General features: G+C 64.4%; 16 protein-coding genes. 7 read left to right on the top strand and 9 right to left on the bottom strand.

What is annotated here, in order from left to right; translation table 11 throughout:
• Window positions 1–149: 149 nt before the first annotated feature.
• Window positions 150–3371 (top strand): efflux RND transporter permease subunit, encoded by a 3222-nt coding sequence (locus FY528_RS01065; RefSeq protein WP_149069132.1) that lies wholly within the window; start codon window positions 150–152, stop codon window positions 3369–3371.
• Between the two features lie 110 nt (window positions 3372–3481).
• Here the strand turns inward: FY528_RS01065 and FY528_RS01060 are convergent, their stop codons facing one another.
• Complete coding sequence (locus FY528_RS01060) at window positions 3482–5986, bottom strand: tail fiber domain-containing protein (protein ID WP_149069131.1); 2505 nt, start codon at window positions 5984–5986, stop codon at window positions 3482–3484.
• A gap of 224 nt (window positions 5987–6210) precedes the next feature.
• Between FY528_RS01060 and FY528_RS01055 the strand changes: the two genes are divergently transcribed.
• The 3 genes from FY528_RS01055 to FY528_RS01045 all read left to right on the top strand — a co-directional run bounded on the left by FY528_RS01055 (window position 6211) and on the right by FY528_RS01045 (window position 13369).
• Window positions 6211–8073: a sensor histidine kinase gene (locus FY528_RS01055; protein ID WP_149069130.1), complete on the top strand. Its 1863-nt coding sequence runs from the start codon at window positions 6211–6213 to the stop codon at window positions 8071–8073.
• Window positions 8074–8162: 89 nt separating this feature from the next.
• The gene (locus tag FY528_RS01050; protein ID WP_149069129.1) at window positions 8163–8915 is read left to right on the top strand and encodes a LytR/AlgR family response regulator transcription factor; all 753 of its coding nucleotides are present in this window, start codon (window positions 8163–8165) and stop codon (window positions 8913–8915) included.
• 188 nt (window positions 8916–9103) lie between these two features.
• Entirely contained in the window at window positions 9104–13369 is a 4266-nt protein-coding gene (locus FY528_RS01045) for a M4 family metallopeptidase (protein WP_149069128.1), read from the top strand.
• 52 nt (window positions 13370–13421) lie between these two features.
• Here FY528_RS01045 and FY528_RS01040 read toward each other — a convergent pair whose 3' ends face one another.
• From FY528_RS01040 to FY528_RS01030, 3 genes are all read right to left on the bottom strand, one after another.
• A complete protein-coding gene (locus tag FY528_RS01040; protein WP_149069127.1) occupies window positions 13422–14384 on the bottom strand; it encodes an MBL fold metallo-hydrolase in 963 nt (320 codons plus the stop codon).
• A gap of 91 nt (window positions 14385–14475) precedes the next feature.
• Window positions 14476–14925 (bottom strand): GNAT family N-acetyltransferase, encoded by a 450-nt coding sequence (locus FY528_RS01035; protein ID WP_149069126.1) that lies wholly within the window; start codon window positions 14923–14925, stop codon window positions 14476–14478.
• An 8-nt stretch (window positions 14926–14933) separates the two neighbouring features.
• Window positions 14934–15569: a hypothetical protein gene (locus tag FY528_RS01030; RefSeq protein WP_149069125.1), complete on the bottom strand. Its 636-nt coding sequence runs from the start codon at window positions 15567–15569 to the stop codon at window positions 14934–14936.
• A 228-nt stretch (window positions 15570–15797) separates the two neighbouring features.
• Here FY528_RS01030 and FY528_RS01025 point away from each other — a divergent pair, with 228 nt between their 5' ends.
• The gene (locus tag FY528_RS01025) at window positions 15798–17000 is read left to right on the top strand and encodes an MFS transporter (RefSeq protein ID WP_149069124.1); all 1203 of its coding nucleotides are present in this window, start codon (window positions 15798–15800) and stop codon (window positions 16998–17000) included.
• 102 nt (window positions 17001–17102) lie between these two features.
• Here the strand turns inward: FY528_RS01025 and lpxB are convergent, their stop codons facing one another.
• From lpxB to FY528_RS01005, 4 genes are all read right to left on the bottom strand, one after another.
• Window positions 17103–18212 carry a lipid-A-disaccharide synthase gene (lpxB, locus tag FY528_RS01020; protein ID WP_149069123.1) on the bottom strand — a complete coding sequence of 370 codons (1110 nt, stop codon included), beginning with the start codon at window positions 18210–18212 and terminating at the stop codon, window positions 17103–17105.
• 110 nt (window positions 18213–18322) lie between these two features.
• The gene (locus tag FY528_RS01015) at window positions 18323–18739 is read right to left on the bottom strand and encodes a 6-pyruvoyl trahydropterin synthase family protein (protein WP_149069122.1); all 417 of its coding nucleotides are present in this window, start codon (window positions 18737–18739) and stop codon (window positions 18323–18325) included.
• A 92-nt stretch (window positions 18740–18831) separates the two neighbouring features.
• Complete coding sequence (locus FY528_RS01010) at window positions 18832–19836, bottom strand: FecCD family ABC transporter permease (protein ID WP_149069121.1); 1005 nt, start codon at window positions 19834–19836, stop codon at window positions 18832–18834.
• Window positions 19833–20768, bottom strand: coding sequence for an ABC transporter substrate-binding protein (locus FY528_RS01005; RefSeq protein WP_262383874.1), 936 nt, complete (start codon window positions 20766–20768; stop codon window positions 19833–19835). Before FY528_RS01005 ends, FY528_RS01010 begins: the two co-directional genes overlap by 4 nt.
• A gap of 266 nt (window positions 20769–21034) precedes the next feature.
• On the opposite strand from FY528_RS01005, the gene rfaD reads away from it, so the two are divergent.
• Both rfaD and FY528_RS00995 read left to right on the top strand, forming a co-directional pair.
• Window positions 21035–22003, top strand: coding sequence for an ADP-glyceromanno-heptose 6-epimerase (gene rfaD, locus FY528_RS01000; protein ID WP_149069120.1), 969 nt, complete (start codon window positions 21035–21037; stop codon window positions 22001–22003).
• Between the two features lie 234 nt (window positions 22004–22237).
• Complete coding sequence (locus FY528_RS00995) at window positions 22238–23617, top strand: FAD/NAD(P)-binding protein (RefSeq protein WP_187631941.1); 1380 nt, start codon at window positions 22238–22240, stop codon at window positions 23615–23617.
• Window positions 23618–23674: 57 nt separating this feature from the next.
• Here FY528_RS00995 and FY528_RS00990 read toward each other — a convergent pair whose 3' ends face one another.
• Window positions 23675–23938, bottom strand: coding sequence for a hypothetical protein (locus FY528_RS00990; RefSeq protein WP_149069118.1), 264 nt, complete (start codon window positions 23936–23938; stop codon window positions 23675–23677).
• Between the last annotated feature and the right edge of the window lie 6 nt (window positions 23939–23944).

Below are 23944 nucleotides of genomic sequence, written 5' to 3'. Positions count from 1 at the left end.
TATTGAACGTCATGCTGAGCCCCGCGAAGCATCTCTACCGCTTCGTTGCAAAGGCATTGATTAGCCAGAGGTAGAGATGCTTCGCGGGGCTCAGCATGACCGCCTGACGCAATACCAAGCACTAGGCACCACGCACTAAGCACTACAACATGATTGCAGAAACCTTTATCCGGCGCCCCGTCACGGCCATTGTCATCTCCCTGGTGATAGTGCTGGTGGGGGTGCTGGCCATTCTGAATTTGCCCGTGGGGCAGTACCCGGAAATCACCCCTCCCACGGTGTCGGTGAGCGGCACGTACACCGGGGCCGATGCCCAGACGGTGGAGCAGACCGTGGCTACGCCCGTGGAGGTGCAGGTCAACGGCACGCCCGGCATGACTTATCTGCAAAGCAACAGCACCAGCAACGGGCAGATGAGCATGACGGTGAACTTCGAGGTGGGTACCGACATCAACATTGCCGCCCTCGACGTGCAGAACCGCGTGGGCATTGCCCAGCCTACCCTGCCCCAGGAAGTTCAGCGCCTGGGTTTGATCGTGCGCAAGCGCAACCCCAGCATTCTGATGCTGGTGGCCCTGTACTCGCCCAAAGGCACCCACAGCACCACCTTCCTCGACAACTACGCCAACGTCTTCATCAAGGACGCGCTGCTGCGCACCAAGGGCGTGGGCGACATCGTGAGCCGGGCCGACGACTTCTCCATGCGCGTGTGGCTGAACCCGGATAAGCTCAGCCAGCTTGGCGTAACAGCCCAGGAAGTGACGGCCGCCATTCAGGAGCAGAACGCCCAAATTGCTGCTGGCTCCATTGGCGCGCCTCCCGCCCAAACCGGGCAGACCTTTGAGTACATCGTGTTCGTGAAAGGCCGCCTGACCAACACCGAGGAGTTCGGCAACGTCATCGTGAAAACCCGGCCCGAGGATGGCTCGGTAGTCTACCTCAAGGATGTGGCGCGGCTGGAGTTGGGTAAGTTCAACTACGCCAACAACTCTTTTGTGGACGGCAAGCGCGCCGCCTACCTGCTCGTGTACCAGGCTCCCGGCGCCAACGCCCTGGAAACCTTCGACAACGTGAACAAGACGATGGAGCAGCTCAAGAAGCAGTTCCCCGCCGACCTGGCCTACGTGGTACCGTTTGAGTCGGCGACGGTGGTGAAGGTGTCCATCAACGAGGTACTGCACACGCTGGTGGAAGCCCTGGTGCTGGTTATTCTGGTGGTGTTTCTCTTCCTGCAGAGCTGGCGCTCCACGCTTATTCCGGTGCTGGCTATTCCGGTGTCCATCATCGGCACGTTTATCTTCTTTCTGCCGCTGGGCTTCACCATCAACACGCTCACCATGTTCGGCTTTGTGCTGGCCATCGGCATTGTGGTGGACGACGCCATTGTGGTGGTGGAGGCCGTGGAGCACAACATGAACGAGCGGGGCCTGAGCCCCCTGGACGCCACGCTGGCGGCCATGCGCGAAATTTCGGCTCCCGTTATTGCCATTGCCCTGATTCTGGCGGCGGTGTTCGTGCCAGTCGGCTTTATTCCCGGCATCACCGGGCGCCTTTACCAGCAGTTCGCCATTACCATTGCCATATCGGTAGTCATTTCGGCTTTCGTGGCCTTGTCGCTCACGCCCGCCTTGTGCGTGCTGCTGCTCAAGCCCCACAAGCGCGACGAGAATTCGAAAGGCCTGGATAAGTTCTTCTACAAGTTCAACACCTGGTTTGACCGCGTGACCGGTAAGTACGGCAACGGGGTGCAGCGCGGCATCAAGCACGCCCGCCTGGTGGTGGTGCTCCTGGTCTGCATTATTGCTGGCACGGGGCTGCTGTTTAAGAGCAAGCCCTCCGGCTTTATCCCAACCGAGGACGAAGGCCGCCTGTTCGTGACGTTTACCCTGCCCGAAGCTTCCTCGACGGAGCGCACGGTAAGCACCTTGAAAGAGGTGATGAAGGAGCTCAGCCAGATCAAAGGCATTGCCCACTACGCCGGCCTCGGGGGCCTGAACGTGGTAAACTTCTCGTCGAAGTCGAACAGCGGCACCGTGTTCTGCCAGCTGGAGCCCTGGGAAAACCGCAAGGACAAGGAGCTGCAGCTGCAGGGGCTCATTACCACCGTGCAGCAGCGCCTGAGCCGCCTGCGCGAGGCCAACATCGTGGTGATTTCGCCCCCGGCCATTCCCGGCCTGGGCAACTCTGGCGGCTTCTCCTTCATTCTGCAGGAGCGCGAGGCCGGCGGCGACGTCAAGAAGTTTGATGCCACCCTGCAGGCGTTTGTGAGCGAGCTGCGCAAGCGGCCCGAAATCGTGAATCCCTTTTCTTTCTTCACCGCCAACACCCCTGGCTACCAGCTCACCATCGACCGGGAAAAGGCCAAGAAGCTGGGCGTAAGCATTGCCGACATCGGCACGGCGTTGCGTACCTACCTGGGCTCGGCTTACGTGAACGACTTCACGGTGTACGGCCGCAACTTCCGCGTGGTCACCCAGGCCGACAGCATGTACCGCGGCGACATCAGCAACCTGGGCCAGTACTACGTGCGCAACTCCCAGGGCGGCATGGTGCCCCTGAGCACGCTCACCACCTACAAGCGCACGGAGTCGGCCCCCCTTATCTCCCACTACAACCTGTTCCGCTCGGCCGAAATCAACGGGGCCGCCGCGCCCGGCTACTCCTCCGGCGACGCCCTGAAGGCCCTGGAGGAAACCGCCGCGCAGAGTTTGCCGGCCGGCTACGGCTACGAATTTTCGGGGTTGAGCCGCGAAGAGCAGCTAGCGGGAGGACAAACGGTCTATATCTTCGCCTTGTCCATCGTGTTTGTGTTCCTGTTTCTGGCCGCCCTCTACGAAAGCTGGTCGGTACCCTTCTCGGTGCTGCTGGCAGTGCCGCTGGGCGCCTTCGGGGCTATTCTGGCTTTGTTCTTCCTGCCTAAGCTCACCAACAACGTTTACGCGCAGATCGGTCTGATTACGCTCATCGGTTTGTCGGCCAAGAACGCCATTCTCATTATCGAATTTGCTAAGGAGCGGGTAGATAAGGGTATGCCGCTGGTAGATGCCACCCTGGAAGCTGTGCGCCTGCGCCTGCGCCCCATCGTCATGACGTCATTGGCCTTTATCCTGGGGGTGCTGCCGCTGGTGTTTGCTTCCGGCGCCGGCGCCCAGAGCCGGCAGACTATTGGTTGGACCGTGCTCGGTGGCATGCTTTCAGCTACATTGCTCGCCATCTTCATCGTACCGGTGCTGTATGTGTTGATTACGCGCTTCGCCTACGGCAAGGAAAAGCTGGCCGAGCTGGAGGCCAACTACCAGCCCGACGAGGAGCACGGCGGCCCCGCCGCCGACGGCAACGCAGGCAACCACCCCGCCCCGCTACCGGCCTAAAGAAACACCCTGCCTAACCAAAACGGGGCGCGACCAGACTTGGTCGCGCCCCGTTTTGGTTAGGCAGGCTTGGTGCGCATGGACGCCCACTATTAGAGCCATTATCTGGGCTAACGTTGTACTTGGGAAGTTGGAGAAAGTAGTTGCTGGAGGCGGGCCACCTGCTCCTGCAGGCTGAGCAGGGAAGCGTGGTCGGCGGCGGCTTGGGCGGCCCCGGCGCGGAGCACCTCGAGCTGCCGTTGCTGCTCACGCAGGGCCTCCAGCAGTACGGGGGTCAGCTGAGCGTAGTTCACCGACTTATACCCTTGAGGATCCGTGCTTACCAGCTCAGGAAAGACTTTTTCCACTTCCTGGGCCAGCAGGCCAATCTGCTCCTTTCCGGCAGTGCCACCGTGCTGCACCCCTAAGGCATTCCACTGGTAGCGCACCCCACGAAGTTGCAACACATCGTTGAGCGCGTGGGCAAGTGGGCGCACCTGCTCTTTGAAACGGGCATCGGATGTCAGGCTGACGCCGTTGGCTGTGACCGTGCCGTAGAAGGCGGCCGAGCCGCTGGGATACAGCGTCAGCGCGTCGCGCAGGTTGCCCTGGAAGGTGGTCCGCATGATCAAGGACAGGCTGGTGCTGCTGGTGGGGTTCGGAATGCGGGCCTGCACGTAGGCGGCGGGCGTGCCGCTGTTGTAGGGCGCCAGGAACAGGTGGCCCGGCAGGTACACCGACTGACTTTCGCCCACGTTCGGGTCTTCGATGAGGTACAGATCGCCGGGGGCGGGCACGTCGAGGGGGCCGCGGGGGGCGGCGGTGCCCACGCCCAGGCGGGCGCCGTTCTGGCTGAGCAGGCTTAGGGCCAGAATGTTGCCGGTGCCGGGCGCGCTGCTGCCCTCGGCCCCAAGGGAGTTGTTCAGGTACACCTCCAGGGCGTTGCTGGTGCTGCCCTGGGCGTGGCGGGTGCGCAGGAAGTGGCGGTAGCCGCCGTTGCGCCAAGCCAGGCTCAGCGCCACCGGGTCGTTGCTGCCGTCGGCGTTGGCGCCGCCCTGCACTTCCAGGCGGGCGGCCGGGGCCGCCGAGCCCACGCCCACCCGGTTGCTGGTGCCGGCGTTGAGCAGCAGCGGGCCGGCCGTGTTTTCCAGCACCGTGGCGCTGCCGCCGGCCGTGGCGGGCCGCGCCACGAGGTTAGAGCCGTTGTGCTCCAGCTTCAGCGAGGTGGCGGTGCTGCTGCCGGTCAGGCCCACGTACAGGCCATTATCGGTCGGGCTGGCTGCACCCACGGTGGCCCGGTAGCCCGCGGCGGGCGAGCCCGTGCCCAGGCCCACCCGGCCGTCGGCGAGCAGGCGCAGGCCCTCGCGGTAGTTCTGACCGCTGGCCCCATAGCTCCCGGCGCCGCCGTTGCCCACCTGCACCGACAGGCCCAATTCGGCTCCGCCGGCCCGCATCACGGCCAGGGCCCCGTCGTGCTCCCAGTAGAGGTGGTCCCAGCTGGCGGCGGTGCGCAGCCCCAGGGAGCCTGTAGCCACGTCCAGGCCCAGGGCCGGCGCGGTGGTGCCTATCCCGACCTTGCTGCTGAGGTTGTTAGGGTACAGGCTGGTGCCTTCCTGCACCCACTGCGGGTCCTGGAACGTCACCGTACCATTGGCCTGCTGGGTAAGCACCTGCCCGGCCACGCCCGCCGTGGGTGCCAGGGCGTAGGAGGCGCCGGGCTGGGTGAAGCCCAGTTTGGGCCGCGAGCCGCTCAGACTGCCGCTGGTAGTCGCGCAGCGGTTGCCGGTGCCGGCAGTGACCACGCGGCTGCTGGTGATGATGTCGATGGTGAACAGGTCGTCGGCGCTGGTGGTGGTTTTCTGGAAGCAGGTCTGCACCACCAGGTTGCTCGTGCCGTCCCACACGAAGGTGCCGGTGTTGAACACCAGTTGCAGCACCTGCCCGGTCGCGGGCACGGTCACGTTGCCGGTGTACACGGGGGTGAGCCCGCCGCTGAAGGTGGCCGTCGCGCTGGAGGCTGTAGTATGGCCCAGGGCCAGGGTGAAGTTGGTGTAGGTATCCGAGGAAAGCTTGTTGGAGACGTAGTAGCTCAGCGAAGTAATGGCCCCGGCCCGCAGCCCCCAGCCTTGCAGCACGGCCGCCGGGTACACCACCTCGGTGCGGGCCGAGGTGGAACTGCCCATGAACGGGCCTTGGCCGCCGCCGCCGCCGTTGGAGCTGGTCGAGCCCGGCAGCACGCTAACGCTGGTTTGCAGCGGCCCCGGGCCCACCTGCAGGCCGCTAGCCGCGTCGTAGCTCAGGCCCGACGAGTCGGTCAGGCGCCGCCACTGCGGGGCGGCGGCCGTGCCGCCGTTGTACCAGAAGCCCGGGCCGCTGGCCCCGCTTCCGCCGGTCTGGTACACGATGAGGCCGGCGGCGGGCGCAGGCAGGGCCTTCGCATCGGGCACGCGCGGCAGCAGCAGGCCTTTGTCGGAGCTGACGATGTCGAGGGCGGCGGAGGCGTCGGGGGCGGTGGTGCCGATGCCCACGGCCCCGGCGGGCGCAGTTTGGGCTAGAGCGGTGGGGGCCAGCGGCAAGGCCGCCAGAGCCAGCAGCAGGACGGCGCGGCGCGGCGCCCGGACGAGGAGAGAAAGCATGGGCAAGCAGGCAGACGAAGAATGGACGAAGGCGGCTATCCACCAAAAATACGACCCGGCGCGGCTCCGCCAAATCCGGCCCGCCTGCCCCGAATAGTAGGCAGACAACCGGATTTGGTAGGTGAGGCCGCGTCCTGGGCAGGGCGGGAACCGGGAAACGCCGGAGAATCCGGTATATTTATCCGATCTTTACTATATATAAAATCCGCCGTTACCACCCCCCAATGCGGCAAACGCTTCTCTTCCTTTGCTTTAGCGGTATCTTTCTCCTGCCTTTGTTCCGGGCCGGCGCCAGTCCACCCGACTCGGCGCGGGTGAGGCAGCTGCGCCAACTAGCCCAGGAACAGGCCCATACCAACCCTGACTTATCCCGGGCTACCCTGGCGAAGGCGCTGGCCCGGGCCCGCCAGACCGGTGATGCCGCCGGTGAGCGGGGCGTCCTTAACGATTTGGTAGACCTCAACGGCCGCCTCAACGAGCAGGCCGCCGCGCTGCGCTACCTCAATGCCGTGCAGCGCCTGGCCACCCGGGCGCAGGATACCCTGGAGCTGGGCCGGGCCTACTTATACACTGCCATGCTGGCCACCGAGGACGTATCCCGCCAGGTCCAATTTGCTGAGCTGGCCAGCCAGCAGTTTGCGCTGTTGCCCCGGCAGCCGTACTGGCTGCTACGGGCCCAGAGTGAGCTGGCTACTGCCTATCTGGCGCAAAAGCGCCTCGCCGCCGCCAAGCGGGTCTTTCGCCAAGCCCAGCAAATAAGCCAGCAGCTGGGGGAGCCGGGGCCGGAATTTCGCCTGCTCATCAACTGGGCCAAAGATCTGCAGGCCTGGGAGCCGGATTCGGCCCGCCTGCTGCTGGACCGGGCCCGCTACCTGGCCGATGCCCAGCTGCGCACTCCCTATCCCCGCGCCTACGTACGCAACGTACAGGCCGAGCAGGCGCTAAAGGAGCGTCGCTGGCCGGAGCTGGTCAGGCTGAGCGCCGAGGCCGCCCGGCTGGGCCGGGCGGCCAGGCTGCCCGCCGTCGTTGCCCTGGCCCAATCGAACTGGGCGGCGGGCCAGCGCCACCTGGGCCAGGGGGCTGCCGCCTACGATACGCTCCGGAAGTCCTTCGACGCGTACGAGAAGCTCACGGCCGAGGACCAGCGCCAGGAAGTGGCCCGCCTGCAGGTGCGCTTCGACGTAGAGCGGCAGCAGGCCCGCATCAAAGCCCTGGAGCAGCAACGCCGGGTGGCCGGCCTACGAGCCGAGCGCCAGCGCACCCGGCTCTACGGCCTGCTGGGCGGCCTGCTAGCTTTTGGCCTGCTTTCCTTGCTGCTGCTACTCTCGCGGCGGCGTCTGCAGCGCTCCGAAACCCAGTTGCGCGAGGCCAACCAAACCAAAGACCAACTCATGCGCATCGTCGGGCACGATTTGCGCGGACCCGTGGCCAGCCTGCAGCTCCTCACCCCCCTGCTGTACGAGGTGCTGGAACAGCCCGAGCGCCAGTCGGCCCATGCGCTGGTTCGCACCCTCGACGTGGGCGCCCAGCACCTGGGCGGGCTAATCGACAACCTCTTTCAGTGGACCCGGGCCCAGGGGGGGCAGCTGGTAAACCAGCCCGACCGCCTGCGGGTGGCGGATGCCGTTGCCAGCATTGCGGCGCTGTATGCGCCGGCGGCGGAGCTCAAGCATATTCACCTGCATACCACGGCTCCACCCGACTTGCTGGCCTGGGCCGACATGGGCCTGCTGACGACCGTGCTGCGCAACCTGGTGGGTAATGCCCTAAAGTTCACTCCATCCGGCGGCGAGGTAACCTTGCAGGTGGCCCCGGCCGAAAATGGCCGCGTGGGGTTCAGCGTGTATGATACCGGCCCCGGGCTGCCACCCGAGCGGCTCCACAACCTACTCACTACCGAGCGGCTGGAGTCAACTCCCGGTACCAACGGGGAGCCTGGCACCGGGCTGGGCTTGCCCCTGAGTGCCCGCTTCGTGGCCCTGATGGGCGGGGAGCTGCACGCGGGGACAGCGGCCGGAGGAGGTGCCCGCCTCTGGTTTAGCGTACCAGGCCTGCCGCCCGGGCCCACCAACGCCACTAAAGTATAGTCCGGAAACCGACGCCGGCATACGCGGGAAAAACGCTGCGCTGGCCCCACGCCCCGATTTGTTAACCCTCAATCCTGAACCTACTCTACATGCCGCACGCCACCATCCAGGTACTCGCCGTTGAAGACGACCCTGTTCAGGCTCTGGCCTTGGGCGGCTTGCTGCGGGGCCTGAGCTATGAGCTGGTGGGCGTAGCGGCCACCGCCGAGGAAGCTTTGATCCGATTCGAGCAGGAGCAGCCCGACATTGTCCTGCTCGACGTGAACCTGGCCGGCTCGCGCGATGGAATCCAACTGGCCCACGACCTGATAAGGCAGCGGCCTGTGCCGCTGATATTCCTTACTTCCTATCCCGACCAGGAAACCTTTGCACGAGCCCGGCAAGTGGGGCCCTTCGCTTTCCTGGGCAAGCCCTACAACGGGCCCCTGCTGGGCCATAGCATAGAGCTGGCCTTGCAACACTTTGCCACCGCGCTGGGCTTACCGGCCGATGCTTCCGGCAGCCATCTGCCTGATGGCAGCGTGCTGCTGGGGGGCGTGTTCGTGCGGGAAGGCAACCGGCTGCTGAAAGTCCCCTTCCGGCAGCTGCTGGTTGCCGAAGCCGACCACTCCTACCTACACCTGCACACGGAGGGGCGCAAACACACGGTGCGCAGCAGCCTGCGCGAACTGGAAGAAAAGCTGCCGGCTCGCCAGTTTGTACGCATCCACCGCTCCTACCTGGTGCAAATCAGCCGCATCAGCGCCTACGACTACCACACCGTGACGGTGGGGCCGCACGTGCTGCCCCTGGGCCGCGCCTACCGCGAGGAAGTATTCGGCTACCTGGAGCAGCTGCGCTAGCCCGGCCACGCGCCCACTGCTTATGCTAGCATCCGGCTCCGCAGTCCAACCCCAGCCCGGCCCGAGCGGTACTTGCCGGCCCGTAACCGGTCGTGTGGGCAGCCCGGCGGTTGGTCGTTGATATATAGAATATGGTCGTTGAGCTATTTAGCTCACCAAGGGAGCCTCCGGCGCATTAGCCTTGCGCTATGAAAATGCTTGCGACTCATTTGCGCCGGGCCGTGCTGCTGGCGGCCCTGCCCACCGTAGCGCTGGCCCAAACCGCGGGCCGCCCTGCCCCCACCACGCGGCTGAGCGCCGATGGCACGCCCTACCTTATTCGCCTGCCCGAAGCCGGGAGTGCTGCGGCCCGTACCCTGCCCACCACCGGGGCTGCCCTACTGCACCAGCAGCTGGCGCTGGGTGCGGCCGACGAGCTACGGCCCCTGCGCCAGGAAACCGACGCCCTGGGCCAGCGCCACGAGGTATTCCAGCAATACTACCAAGGCGTAAAAGTTGAGCACGGCCGCTATACCATTCACTACCGCCAGGGCCGGCCCGAGCTGCTCACCGGTGAGGTGAAGCACCCCACCTTATCCACCACCCCCGCCCTCGGGGCCGCCGCCGCCCGGCAGCGCGCCGAGGCTGCCGTGGGGGCCACCCGCTACATGTGGCAGGACGCCCAGGCTGAGCAGCAGCTGCGGACCCTCACCGGCACCCCCCGCGCCACCTACCTGCCCGCCGGCGAGCTGGTGCTGGTGGAAGACTTCCGCCGGCCGGTGGCCGCCCGCCCCCTGGTGCTGGCCTGGAAATTTGATATCTACGCCCAGCAGCCCCTGAGCCGCGCCGATGTATACGTGGACGCGCGCACGGGTGAAATCGTGCTCACGAATGCCACCATCAAGCACGCCACCGGGCCGGCCGCCACCCGCTTCAGTGGTACTCGCACCATCACCACTGAGCAGCTGAGCGGGCCCACCCGCTACCGGCTGGCCCAGCCCACCCGCACCCGCAACGGAGTGAGTGGCAACGGCATCCACACCTACAATTCGGCGGGCACCAATACTTTCGCCACCACCGACTTCATCGATACAGATAACAACTGGACGGCCGCCGAGTACAACAATGCGGCTAAGGACAACGCCGCCCTCGACGCCCACTGGGGCGCGGAAGTCACCTTCGACTACTGGGCCGACGTGCACGGGCGCAACAGCTACGACAACGCCGGCGCCCGCCTTATCAGCTTCGTGCACTACGACAGCTCGCCCGGTGATGGGGTGGGCATGAGCAATGCCTTCTGGAATGGCAGCGTAATGGCCTACGGCGACGGCAGCAGCCTGCGCCCGTTCACCGTGCTGGATGTATGCGGCCACGAAATAGCCCACGCCGTATGCCAGGCTACGGCCAACCTGGTATACCAAAACGAGTCGGGGGCGCTGAATGAGGGCTTTTCCGACATCTGGGGAGCTTGCATTGAGCGGTACGCCGCCGCCCGCTACGGGCCGCTCCCGGGCAAGTCTACCTGGTTGGTAGGCGAGGAACTGAACGGGGGCGGCGGCCTTCGCTCCATGAGCGACCCCAACGCCGGCTCCTCGCCCGACACGTACGGCGGCACCTTCTGGGTAACCGGCACCTACGACGGCGGGGGCGTGCACTACAACTCCGGGGTGCTCAACCACTGGTTTTACCTGCTCAATGAGGGCGGCAGCGGCACCAACGATGTGGGCTTTGCCTACAACGTAACCGGCATCAGCCCCAGCGGCAGCCCGGCCACCCTCAACGACGCCGCCCGCATTGCCTTCCGGGCCGAAAGCCTGTACCTGACGGCCAACGCCACCTTCGCCCAGGCCCGGATAGCCACTATTCAGGCGGCCGTCGATTTGTTTGGGGCCGGCTCCCAGCAGGTGGTGCAGGTGGGCAATGCCTGGGATGCCGTGGGCGTACGCGACGCCAGCCAGGCCCTCATCATTGCCGCCTTCAGCCCCACGCAGGCCGCCGGCAGCTCGGCCGCTACCATCACCCTCACGGGCGGCAACTTCACGGGCACCACCGGCGTGAGCTTCAACGGCACTCCTGCCCCGGGCTTCGTGGTGGTAAATAACACGACGCTGACCGTACCCCTACCCGCCGCAGCCAGCACTGGCAAGATTGTGGTGAGCAAGTCCGGAACCCGGGCCAGCAGCGCCACCGATTTTATCGTCAACACCGGGCCGCTGGTTAGCAGCATCAGCCCGGTCAGCGGCCCGGTAAGCCAACTCATTACTATTACGGGGCAGAACTTTGTAGCCGGGGCCACAACCGTGCGCGTGGGGGGTGTGCCGGCTACCAACGTGGTCGTCAGCTCTGCTACCACGCTAACCGCGACGGTGGGCCTGACTACCCCCGCCGGACCCCAGCCCGTGGTGGTAACCACCGCCCCCGGCGACAGCAACCCTACCGTACTGTACACCGTGGTGGTGCCCGCACCCACGCTCACGGCTTTCACGCCCGCCACCGGCCCCCCGGTGGGCGGCGGTACGTTGCTGGTCACGGGCACCGATTTCGGGAGCAGCCCGCTCACGGTGAGCGTAGCTGGCCAGCCGGCACCGCTGGTTACCGTTGTGTCTTCCACCCTACTTCGCGTGACGCTTCCCCCCGCCGCGGCCGGCACTACGGGCCCCGTGGTGGTCACCACGCCCGGTGGTACGGCTACGTCGGCCGGCAGCTACGCCTACCAGGATGTGCTAAGCCTGGCCTACTTTAGCCCGGATGCGGGCACGGCCGGCACCACCGTCACGCTCTACGGCGCTCAGTTGGCCGGCACCACGGATGTGCTGCTCAACGGGGTGGCGGCCACCATCACGGGTCGCACGGCCAACAGTGTGCGCTTCGTGGTACCGGCCGGCGCCCCGGCCACGGGTACTACCACCGTTACCACGCCCACCGGCAGCACCAGCAGCCCCGAGTTCCGGGTGCTGCTGCGCCTGCTCGGCCGGAGCCCGGCCAGCAACGGCCGGGCGGCTCCCCGCGCCAACTCCGGCGTACAACTCACCTTCTCGGAGCCGGTAACGGCCGCGACGGCCGCCAATGCGCGCGTGTTTTCCAGCCAGCGCGGGGGCCGCAAGGCCGGCACCTGGAGCAGCAGTGGCACTACGTTTAGCTTCGCGGCGGCCGCGGGCACGCCTCAAACCGACTTTCTACCCGGCGAAACGGTGCGCGTGAGTCTTCCCGCTACGGTGCAAAGTGCGGGTGGCGCCACCCTGCCCGCGCAGATGTATCAGTTTACCACGGCTACCGCGGGCACCGGGCGCGGCAACCTCACCGCGGGCACCACTGCTACCAGCGACGGCAACGCTCTGACCACCAACGTGGGAGATATCGACGGCGACGGCGACCTGGACCTGGTGCTGGTATCGGCCGGCGCGCCCTCCATTCAGACCCTGCTGAACGGGGGCGACCAGACGGGCTCCAACACGGGTGTGTTCAGCAACGGCACCCGGTTTTCGACCACCGTACGTCTCAACGGCAGTGCCCTGGGGGATGTGGACGGCGACGGCGACCTGGACCTGCTGGCAGTGGGCGTGAGCGGCGGCCGGGCAAGCCTACGCCTGAACGGGGGCGACAACACCGGCTCCAATACCGGCAACTTTCTGAACGGAGGCAACCTGCTGCTGCCCCCGGCCGCCGCCAACTACTGGAGCGGCAGCCTCGGCGATATGGATGCCGATGGGGACCTGGACCTGGTGCTCCCCAGCATTGCCAGCCGCAGCGTGTACGTGCTGCGCAACGACGGCAACGGCACGTTTGGCAATGCCCTCACCTACCCCTTCACCACTACGTTTGACCCTTACTTTGCGGCCCTGGGGGACTTGGACGGTGACGGCGACCTGGACGTGGTAGCCACTGATGTAAACCGCGCGCCGGTGCATATCCTGCTGAATAACCCTTTATCGGTACCCTTACCGGTGCAGCTGACTACGTTTACGGCCGTCGGTGCGGGGCCCGGCGCGGCCCGCCTGGCCTGGACTACGGCCAGCGAAAAGAACAGTGTCCGCTTTGAGGTGCAGCGCAGCCCTGATGGAGAAACTTTTGCCACCATCGGGACCGTAGCTGGCCAAGGCCACAAAAACAGCCCCACCAGCTACAGCTTTCTGGATACTCATCTTCCCACTACCACACCCCAGCGCCTAGCTTACTACCGCCTGCAGCAAGTTGACGCCGATAACGCCATCCACTATTCTCCCGTCCGAACGGTGGCCCTGCCCCAGCCAACGGCCCGCCTCGAACTCGCCCCGAACCCGACCCGGGGCCACGCCACGCTCCGGGGCAGCACCCCCGGTGCGGAGGTGCAGGTATTCGACGCCCTGGGTCGCCTGGTATTGATGGCCGCGGCAGACAGTACCGGCACTTCCGCGCTGCAACTGCCGGCCGGACTGCCCGGCGGCGTGTACGTGGTAAGGACTTCCGGGCAGAGCCTACGCCTGCTGGTGAAGTAGGCCCGGGCCGGTACGTAACAACCCGGCCAGGCCGTGTGGCCGCGCTTTCTGGCTAAAACCCCAGCCGCTCACCCTGTTGCGGAAAAACGAAGCGTACCCTCAGCGTATTAGCCGCGGTCAATTGCTGCTCGATCTGGGCTTCGTTCTTGGCGGTGGGCTTGCGGTGCGTGACAACTACGGGTAGGCCGCGCATGGCCGCGGGACCCGCCAGTTGGGCCAACACTGCCAGCTCCTGCAGCAGTAGCCGGGGCGTGAGGTGGCCGAACAGCTGGTTTTCGGGCTGTTCGTTAGGGTACGAGGCTTCGATGAACAGGGCCTTCAGCTGCCCACGCTGCACCAGCGGCGCTACCACCTGCCACAGCTCCCGCAGCCATTGGGACTTTTCTATAGCGTCGGCGCCGGTGTCGCCCAGGTAAAGCAGGTAGGAGCTGTGGTGGCGCACCAGGAAAGCCGCACTTTCGTAGCCCGGGCCGTGGCTGAGCGGGAAAACGCGTACGAACAGCGCGGTGCCCGTTAGCGCCCGTTCGGAGCCGGGCGTCAGGGGCTGGAACTGGTATTTGCCCAGGGCCGGGGCCGCACCACCGGGGCCGAAGTTGGGCCAGGCCTGCCAGTTGAAGTAGTTTTTCTGCAGCGTTTCGAGGCAGCCGGGCAGGCCGTAGAGTGGCTTTCGGGCGTCGTCGGGGGCGTTGAGCAGCAGGCCCGCTACGTGGTCGAGGTGCGGGTGCGAAAGGCAGTAGCCCCGGATAGAGTCGCGCAGGATGGTTTCGACGGGCGCCCGAAAAGCCTGGGCAGCTACGGCCTTGGCTAAGCCGGCGCGCACGGTGCCCGCATCAAGCCCGATGTAGGCGGAAGTGCCGGCCGCCGCCACCAGGTAGCTGGAGAGGTTGCTTTCATCACCCCCGCCCCGCACGCCCAGGGATACGACGGTGAAGGTGGTTTGGGCAATGGCCGGCTGGGTTAGCAACCACAGCAGCACACAAATCCAACCCGTTTGTTTATAGCTCGTTCTGCTCATGACTGGTTCCGAATGGCTGGTTGTTCTTGCTACCGCGGTAGTTTCTGTTGCGCTTTTCGGGGTCAGGCCTGAGTTCCCGTGCCCAGGCAGCTCAGCCCGTCGGGTTACGCTGCGCCCATTCCGCCTTCGTGAGTTCAAAGCGAACCTCACCGCTGCCAGTGCGGCCGGTTTCCTGCCAGCCCTGGCGACGGTAGAAGGCATCGGCGCGGGTACCGGGGGCGGTGCTCAGCCAGACGGTTTCGGGAGTTTGCAGGAAGTACCAGTCGAGCATGAGTTGATGCAGTCGTTTGCCAATACCGCGCTGGTCGAAATCGGGGTGCACGAACAGGGCCCAGATGCTGTGGTCCTGCAGATCGGCAATGGCAAAGCCGACTACCGCCCCGTCTACCTCGCACACCCAGCCGTGGCCCCGGCGCGTGAGGTAATCGAGGCAGTGCGCCTCGGTGACGAGGGCGCGGTTGCGCAGCACGTTTTCGCGCACGGCAAAGCGCACCGTCATCAGTTGGGGAATGTCCTCGGGCCGGGCGTCGCGAAAATGCATGGCAGTTGCTAGCGGAAGTTGTAGGGGTAGCCGATTTCCTGCAGGTCGTTTTCCAGCTGATTCCAGTCTTCCAGCGGGTCGATGAAGGCCTGCACCAGCTCGCGCGTCAGAGGCTCGTGCTGGTAGATGCGGGCCACGTCGGCGGCGTCAATCGGGTCCCGGTCGGTATCTTCAATGAAGTACTCGTTGGCCCAGTCGGCGTAGGTTTCGGGCTGGCCGTCGAAGATGAACAGCAGCTCCTCGGAGCCGTCGTCCTCGTCCTCCACGACGCCCGTTTGCCAGCCGTGGGCCGGCGTATACCACAGGCAGAACGTGGTGCCCAGAGAATTTACCGGCTCCCCAAACATAAACTCCTCAAAGGCCTCGGGCAGGCCGCGCGTCACCTGGGCTTTATCGGGCTGGTCGTATTCCTGCAAAAGCCCGTTGATGCAGCAGCCTTCGGGCCGAAACAGCACCAGCAGCTGGTCCCCTTCCCCGTCGTTCATCTCAAAAAGCTGCTCCTGGGCGTCCCAGAGCGGGTCGTAGGTAAAGTAGCGGTATTCCGGGTCCTGGGAGTTGATGGCGTCGAGCACGGCCAAGGCCTGACAAAGGCGCTGCAGAGCAGGCGCGGCGGGCAAGGCGGCGTAGTTTTGGGTGGAGAGCATGGCAGCAGCTAGAACGTAGAAGGACTGGGGTGAAATCCCGCATACGGGCCCCGGGCGCAAATTGCCGATTGGCAGGTCGCCTTGCAAGCCGCAAGCCGAACCATACCTTTTTCCGGCGGTGGCCGTATCTGTGCCCGATTGTCTTTTTTGTCGGACCTTGCAGTTGGTTTTATAACCCCAGGAGGCGCTACGCTGAAATTCCCACGGCTTTGCTCTACTCCTTTTCATATGTCTATTTCTCCCCGCCGGAGCCGCGTTGCCGTTAGCGCGTTGTTTTTTCTTAGTGGACTGTGCTTTGCCAGCTGGGCCTCCCGCATTCCCGATATCCGCCTGCAGCTAGGCCTCTCCGAAGGGCAGCTAGGCCAGCTGCTGCTGGCTATGCCCCTGGGGTCCCTGCTGGCCTTGCCCCTGGCCGGTTGGCTTACTGATACCTACGGCAGCCGCCGCGTGGTACAGCTGGCCTCGGCCCTCTACGCGCTGGCTCTGCCCCTGCTAGGTTGGGCCCCCACCACCTGGACGCTAGCCGCGGCCCTGGTGCTGTTTGGCAGCGGCGGCAACCTGCTCAACATTGCCGTAAATGCCCAGGCCCTGGAAGTGCAAAAAAGCTACGGCACCCAGGTAATTATGGGCTCTTTCCACGGGCTGTGGAGCCTGGCTGGCTTCCTGGGTGGCATCATTGCTACGTGGCTGGTAGGCTGGCACCAGCCGCCCCTGATTCACTTTGCGGGCATCAGCGCGGCGCTGCTCGTACTGCTGCTGGTGGTGCGGGGCGCCTTGCCTCAGCCTACGGGGCACGCCAGCGGCACCGGCCTGGTGCTGCGCATGCCCGACGGGCAGCTGCTGCGCCTGGGCCTTATTGCCTTGTTCGGGCTGCTCTGCGAAGGCTGCATGTTTGACTGGAGCGGGGTGTACTTTCAGAAGGTAGTGCAGGCCGACAAAGCCTGGGTGACCAGCGGCTACGTGGCCTTCATGAGCACCATGGCCCTGGGCCGCTTCGGCTCCGATTTTCTGACCAGCCACTTGGGCGTGGCCCGCGTGCTGCAGCTCAGCAGCGCCCTTATCTGCCTGGGGCTGCTCACGGCCGTGCTGTTTCCGAGTTTGCCCACGGCCCTGCTGGGCTTTCTGCTGGTGGGCTTCGGCACCTCGTCGGTTATTCCGCTCACCTACAGCGCGGCGGGCCGCGTGGAGGGCATTTCGCCGGGCGTGGCCCTGGCCCTGGTTTCTACGGTAGGCTTTTTCGGTTTTCTGGCCGGTCCTCCCCTGATTGGCCTGCTGGCGCAGATTTCCAGTTTGCGTCTGTCCTTTGCCTTTGTGGCCTTGATGGGTGCGGCCATTGGCGTGCTGGCTTTCTGGATGCCCGGCAGCCAGAAGGAGCCAGCCGGGCACTCCGCCCCGGAGCCGCAGCCCCTGGCCGAAGCAGTGGCGAAGTAGACATTTAGCGTTCAGCTAGCCTTAAGCCCCGCTGCAAAACCACGAAAAAGCCGGCCCCAAATCAGGGAGTCGGCTTTTTTGCATTGGTATGGTTATGGGGGCTTACTTTTTCAGGTAGCCTACCATCAGCTTGGCCGCTTTTTCGGCGGCGCGTTGCCGACCTAGCTTCTCCCGGATTTCGGCGTAGCCCTTTTTCTGCTGGGCAATGAAGGCTTCATCTTCCGTTACTTTCTTGAGCTCGATAACCAGGTTGCGGGCATTGAAGTCGCCCTGAATCAGCTCCTTCACCACTTCCCGGCCGGCTACCAGGTTCACCAGGGAAATATACTTCACCTTGATAAGCGCCTTGCTGATGGTGTAGGACACGGCACTGGTGCGGTAGCAAACCACCTGCGGCACATCAAACAGGGCCGTTTCGAGGGTGGCGGTGCCGCTAGTAACCAAGGCCGCTTTAGAGTGGGAAAGCAGGTCGTAGGTCTGGTCGAAGATGATGCGCACGTTGTTGCGCTCGAAGTGGGCGTAGTAGTTCGGGTCCAGGTTATCGACGCCGGCCACGAGGAACTGGTAGTTGAGGAAAGGCGGGATGATGGCCGTCATTTCGTACAGCATCTCCTCAATTTCCTGCTTGCGGGAGCCGGGCAGCACCGCAATAATGGGCCGCTCCGGGTCGAGGTGGTTGCGCTGGAAAAAGTCGGGGCTGGGCACGTGCTCGGCTACGGCGTCGGCGGTGGGGTTGCCGATGTAGTCGACCTTGTAGTCGAAGCGCTGGTAGAACTCTTCCTCGAAGGGCAGAATCACGAACATCTTGTCTACTACTTTCTTCACCTGGTGCACCCGCCCCTGGTTCCAGGCCCAGATCTTGGGCGAAATGTAGTAGAACACCTTGATGCCATTGGCCTTGGCAAACTTGGCGATGCGCATGTTGAAGCCGGCGTAGTCGACCAGAATCACCACGTCGGGCTTCCAGGCCAGCAGGTCGCGCTGGCACTCTTTCAGGTAGCCCCGGAACTTGAGCAAACTGGTAGCGGCCTCCCAGAAGCCCATAATGGCCATTTCCTGGTAGTGGTGCACCAGTTCCCCGCCGGCGGCCTGCATCTGGTCGCCGCCCCAGCACCGGAAGGTGGCCGCGGCGTCCTGCTGCTGCAGGGCCTGCATGAGGTGCGCCGCGTGAAAATCCCCGGACCGTTCGCCCGCTATCAGGTAGTACTTCATGGTTGGAATTAAGAATTAAGCATCAAGAATTAAGAATTGCCGGTGACCAGTATTGGCTTTTCCGTTCCGGACAACCAATTCTGCCTTCCTCATTCTTAATTCTTAATTGACTACTCCCCGTAGTACTCTACGAAATTGCGGGGTGTCTCGTACAGCTTGATGCAATGTAGCTGGGCTGTGGTAATGCGCGGCAGCTCCCGCACCAGAATATCCCAGAAAGCCAAGACCAGGTTTTCGGTGCTGGCCAGCTTGCCCGACATGAAGGGCACGTCGAGGTTCAGGTTTTTGTGGTCGACCTGGGAGATGATGTGCTCCCGAATCAGGGTACTGAGGGCTTTTAGATCAACGACGAACCCGGTTTCCGGGCTGGGCTGGCCTTTCACCGTCACAATAAGGTCGAAGTTGTGGCCGTGCCAGTTGGTGTTGGCGCACGGGCCGAACACTTCTTTGTTGCGCTCCTCGCTCCAGGCGGGATTGTAGAGCTTATGGGCGGCGTTGAAGTGTTCCTGTCGGCTGACGTAAATCATTGGGGTGCTGGGATCTTGGGGTCCTGGGGTCTTGGATGTGCTGGCTCAAGCTCCCGGAAGAACATCAACCAAGATCCTAAGCCCCCAAGACCCTAAGACCCTTGTTTTCGCAGCAAATATACGAAGAACGGTACGCCGAACAGGGCCGTGACAATGCCCACGGGTACGCCGGCCGGCGGATACAGGAGGCGGGCCAGCAGGTCGCAGCCGAGCAGAAAGCCCCCGCCCAGCAACGCGCACACCAGTAGGTTCCACCGGCCCGTGGCCCCCAGCAGCCAGCGCGTGACGTGCGGAATCATCAGCCCCACAAACCCAATGGGGCCGCACAAGGCTACTACGCAGCCCGTTAGCGCCGAGGCCGTGACCACCAGCAGCCAGCGCAGGCGCGCGACTGGCACGCCCAGCGCGGCGGCCCGCTCTTCTCCCAGCAACAAAATGGCCACGTCCTTCTGCAGAAAAGCAAAAACGACCAGCGTCGCCACCAGGGCCACGGCCGGGTAAGGCAGCAGGTTCCAGCCAGCCCGCTCGAAGCTGCCCATGGCCCAGAAGGTAACGGTGCGCAGCTTATCGGGCGTATCGGACAGGAAGGTGAGCAAGCCCCCAAGGGCCGTAGCCAGGGAGCCCACGGCCACCCCACTGAGCAGCAAAGGGGCGGGCCGCAGCCGGCCCCGCTCCATGCCCAGGGCCAGCACCACCAGCGTGGTACCCAGGGCACCCAGCAGCGCCGCCACCGGCGGCAGGTACACCCCCGCCCAGGTAAGTGTGGGCAGCAAGACAAAGCAGAGCACTGCCCCCAGGCCCCCGCCCGAGGCCGTACCCAGCAAGTAGGGGTCGGCCAAGGCATTGCTCACCATGGTTTGCATGAGGTAGCCGCTCACGGCCAGGCCCGCCCCGGCCAGCACGGCCAGCAGCAGCCGCGGCAGCCGCAGCTCCACCAGCACCAGCTGGGCAGGCTCCGTGGGATCGTAGTGGTGCAGCACGCGGCGCATCAGCTCAAAGTCGATGGCAAAGGAGCCTACGCGCAGGCCCAACAGCAGGAGCCCCAGCAGCAGGCCCGTACTAAGCCCCAGCCACAGCCCGGCCCGGGCAGGCTTCATGGCTGCGCCGGCTGCCGCAGCAGCCCCTGCAGCTCCCGCACCGAGGCCACCACCCGGGGCCCGGGGCGCTCCATCAGGTTGCCGGTCACGGCAAATACGCGCCGCGTCTGGTAGGCGTTGATGCGACGCAGCTCGGGGTAGGCCTTGAAAAACGTGCTGTCCAGCTGCCCGAAGCGCCCACCCAGCAACACATCGGGGTTGAGGCGCAGGATATACTCGCGGGTGAGGGCCGGATAGGGCTGGGCAAACACTTCCTGCAAGGCATTCTGCCCCCCGGCCAGCCGGATTTTATCGGTAAACAGCGTGTTCTGCCCGTACACGTAGATGGGGTCCTGCCAGGTAATGGCCAGCACCCGCGGGGCGGCCCCGGTAGTCGGTGGCGTTTTCTGCAGGGCAGCCAGGGCCGTTCGCAGGGAGTCCGTCAGGTGCCGGGCCTGGGCAGTGCGGCCCAGCAGCTGCCCCAATTGCTGCATGCCCCGGAACACGTCTTCCACGGTAGTATAGCGCTGAAAGTACACCGGCACGCCCAGCTGTTGCAGGCGCGCAGCATCGTCCTGGGACGTAATACCCTCCACGGTAAACACCACGTCCGGGTGCAGGCCCACCAGCTTTTCCAGGTCCAGGGGGTAGCTGTTCACCACGGGCTTGCGGGCCACGGCGCGGGGAAAGTCGCAGACCTGAGTGCGGGCCACGATGGTCGCGGTATCGGCCACGGCAAATAGCATTTCCGTCATGGAAGGCGCCAGAGCCATAATGCGGCGGGGCTGCACCGGTAGCTGCAGGCGGTGGCCCAGGTCATCGGTTACCCAATGGGTGGTGGCCTGCGGCTGGGCACCCGCCGCGGGCTGGGAGGAAGCGGGTTGTTCGGACTGGCAGGCCAGGAGCCCGCCCCCGAGTACTACGGAGAGCAGTAAGCTTACGGAAAAGCGCATGCGGGCAAAGATAGACCACAGATGCAACGGATGCATGAACGGATAGAACGGAAGGATACGGTTCCGGTACCCCCCGATCTGCTGCGTGCAAATACCGTCAACTAAAGCCTTGCAATTTTGGGAAGGCCGGCGCAGCAACTGGCACTTGCCTCGTCATTTGTTTTCCGGCGGTCAACCATCCGTACTTGGCCGGCCGCTGGCAGCCCGACTCACAACCTGCTGCCAACCGCTAATTCCGGCTACCTTTGCCGTAAACGTACTACTCTATGATCGTCGTCACTGGTGCGGCCGGCTTTATTGCCAGCTGCCTCGTCACCCGCCTGAACGCGGCCAACTTCCATGATATCGTGGTAGTGGACAACTTTTCCGTGGAGCGCAAGCTCGCCAATCTCCAGGGCAAGCACCTGCGGGAATACGTCGACCGGGGCGAGTTTTTCGACTGGCTTGACCTGAACCATGAGCAGGTAGAGTTCATCTTCCACCTCGGGGCCCGCACCGATACCACGGAGCAGGATTATGCCGTGCTGGATTTGCTCAACCTCAACTACTCCAAGCGGATGTGGGAGGCGTGCTGCCGCTACCAGCTGCCCCTGGTGTACGCCTCCTCGGCGGCCACCTACGGCTCCGGCACGCTCGGCTACTCCGACCAGGACGAGGCCCTGCTTCCCCTCTACCGTCCCCTGAACCCCTACGGCGAGTCGAAGAATAACTTCGACAACTGGGCCGTGCAGCAGGCAGAAAAGCCCTTCTTTTGGGCGGGGCTGAAGTTTTTCAACGTGTACGGCCCCAACGAGTACCACAAGGGGCGCATGGCCTCCGTCATTCTGCACGCCTTCGAGCAGATCCGGCGCACGGGCTCCATGGAGCTTTTCCGCTCCCACAACCCCGCCTACACCGACGGCGGCCAGATGCGGGACTTCATCTATGTAAAGGATGTGGTGGAGGTTTGCTTTTTTCTGATGCAGCACCGCCAGCACTCCGGCATTTATAACCTGGGCACGGGTGAGGCCCGCACCTTCCTAGACCTGGCCCTAAATACCTTTGCCGCCCTCGACCAGCCCGCCGACATCCGGTTTAAGGACACGCCCGAAGACATCCGTGACAAGTACCAATACTTCACCGAGGCGGATATGCGCAAGCTGCGCAGTATCGGCTACGAGCGGCCCTTCACCCGCCTGGAGGATGGCATCGACGATTACGTGCGTAACTACCTGATGCCGGGCGCTTACCTGTAGCACTGGGGCTGGTTTTTAGCCGTAATCTTACACATCGGGGCTAATCTCCTGATTTTCCGACTCCTGCCACTGCCGCTGGAAAGTACAGTAAGCCTGAAAGCCCCCTGGTGCCGCGCATCAGGGGGCTTTCAGGCTTACTGTATTACCTTATAACCGCGTAGGCTGCCTGACCTGGCTACGCCCGGTCCCTACGGCCGTCGACCATTTCTTTTAGCCTTTCTACTTTTTCTGGCAGTGCAACGCAGCGTTATTACGATTCTGGGCGGAGGGTTTTCCGGTTCGGCGCTGGCGGTGCACCTGGCTCACCTGCCGGGGCAGTACGCCGCCGACGTGCATCTGGTAGAACCCCGGTCAGCCCTGGGCCCGGGGCTGGCGTACAGTGGCGAGCGGCCCGAGTATCTGCTGAATGTACGGGCCTGTTCTCTTAGCCTGCTGGCCCAGGAGCCCAGCCATTTCACAGCGTGGCTCAGCCAGAACGGGGTGCAGAAGGCGGCGCAGCAGTTTTTTCCGCGTCAGCTCTACGGGCAATACGTGCAGGAAACCGTGGCCCCGCTGCTCACGGAGCCGGCGGCTAATGGCCTGCGCTTTTTTCGCCATGCCACCTCGGCTACAGCCGTACGACCCCTCGCCAATGAACAAGCGGCGCAGGTAGAGCTAGCCGATGGGCAGCGCATTCTCAGTAACCACGTGGTACTGGCTTTGGGCAACTTCCCGCCCCTGCCACCTACCCAGATGCCCGAGCAGCCCCCGGGCTTTCATCCCAACCCCTGGGCCCCCGGGGCCTTGGCTACTATTGCGCCCACCGACTCCGTGCTGCTGATTGGCTCCGGGCTTACCGCTGTGGATGTGCTGCTTGGGCTGCGGGCAACCGGTCATCAGGGTACGCTTACGGTAGTTTCCGGCCACGGACACTGGCCAGCGGCGCATCTGGGCCCGCAGGCGCCGTATCCGAGTTTTTACCACCATTCCTTGCAGGGGCTTACTACCGTAAGCCAAGTGCTGACCGCCGTGCGACAGGAAATCCGGCAGGCAGCCCGCGCGGGTATCGATTGGCGCCCCGTGCTGGATTCCCTGCGCCCAGACCTAGGCCGTATTTGGGCGGCCTGGCCGCCGGAAGAACAAAGCCGGTTTCTGCGGCACCTAGCCTCACTCTGGACAACCGTGCGGCACCGCAGCCCACCCCAGAATGCTGCTTTTATAGCGGGGATGCTGAGCAGTGGGCAGCTCCGGCAGCATGTTGGCCGCGTCCAACACCTGGAGCCCGCTGCCGAGGGCCTGCGGGTGCACACCCGGCATGCGGGCCAGCTCACCACGCTCTTCGCCCGTCACGTTATAGCGTGTACCGGGCCGCTGCTGGATTATACCCGCATCCAGGATCCACTAATTGTGCAGATGCGTACCGAAGGGCTTTTGCTCCCCGATGCTCTGCGGCTGGGAATTCTCACCAACGAGCATGGGGCGCTGCTCCAGCGCCACGGGGCTGCCTCGCCGATGTTATTTACCCTGGGTGCCAGCCGGCGGCCCCAGTCGTTTGAGTCGACGGCTGTGCCGGAGCTGCGCCAGCAGGCCGCAGACCTGGCCCTTCACCTGGCTGCTTTACTGCCCGCGGCCTGAAAAGCAGCGGGCCCAATTGCCAAGGGAATGGGCCCGCTAAGGGAGTCTTTTGATAGATTACGCGGCCAAATCTTCGTCCGCGTACAGGGGTACCACGGGCCTTTCGGGAGCAGCCGGCAGTGTGTTGGTGTCCTCGTTGGTATGGTGGCGGCGCAGGGCCCGCATCAGGAGGTAGCGGTAACGCTCCGCATCCGCCAGCGCGGTTTCTACCGCCCGCACCGCGTCGTCGTAGGTCACAACCGGCACCGACTCGGCGGCTTCACCCGTTGGATACGACAAATAAAGAACCGGGGCGTCGATGTATTCGGCAGGTGCTTTCATGGGAGG

The organism is Hymenobacter lutimineralis (assembly GCF_008271285.1).
Lineage (GTDB): Bacteria > Bacteroidota > Bacteroidia > Cytophagales > Hymenobacteraceae > Hymenobacter > Hymenobacter lutimineralis.
This window is presented reverse-complemented; position numbering and strand designations above follow the sequence as displayed.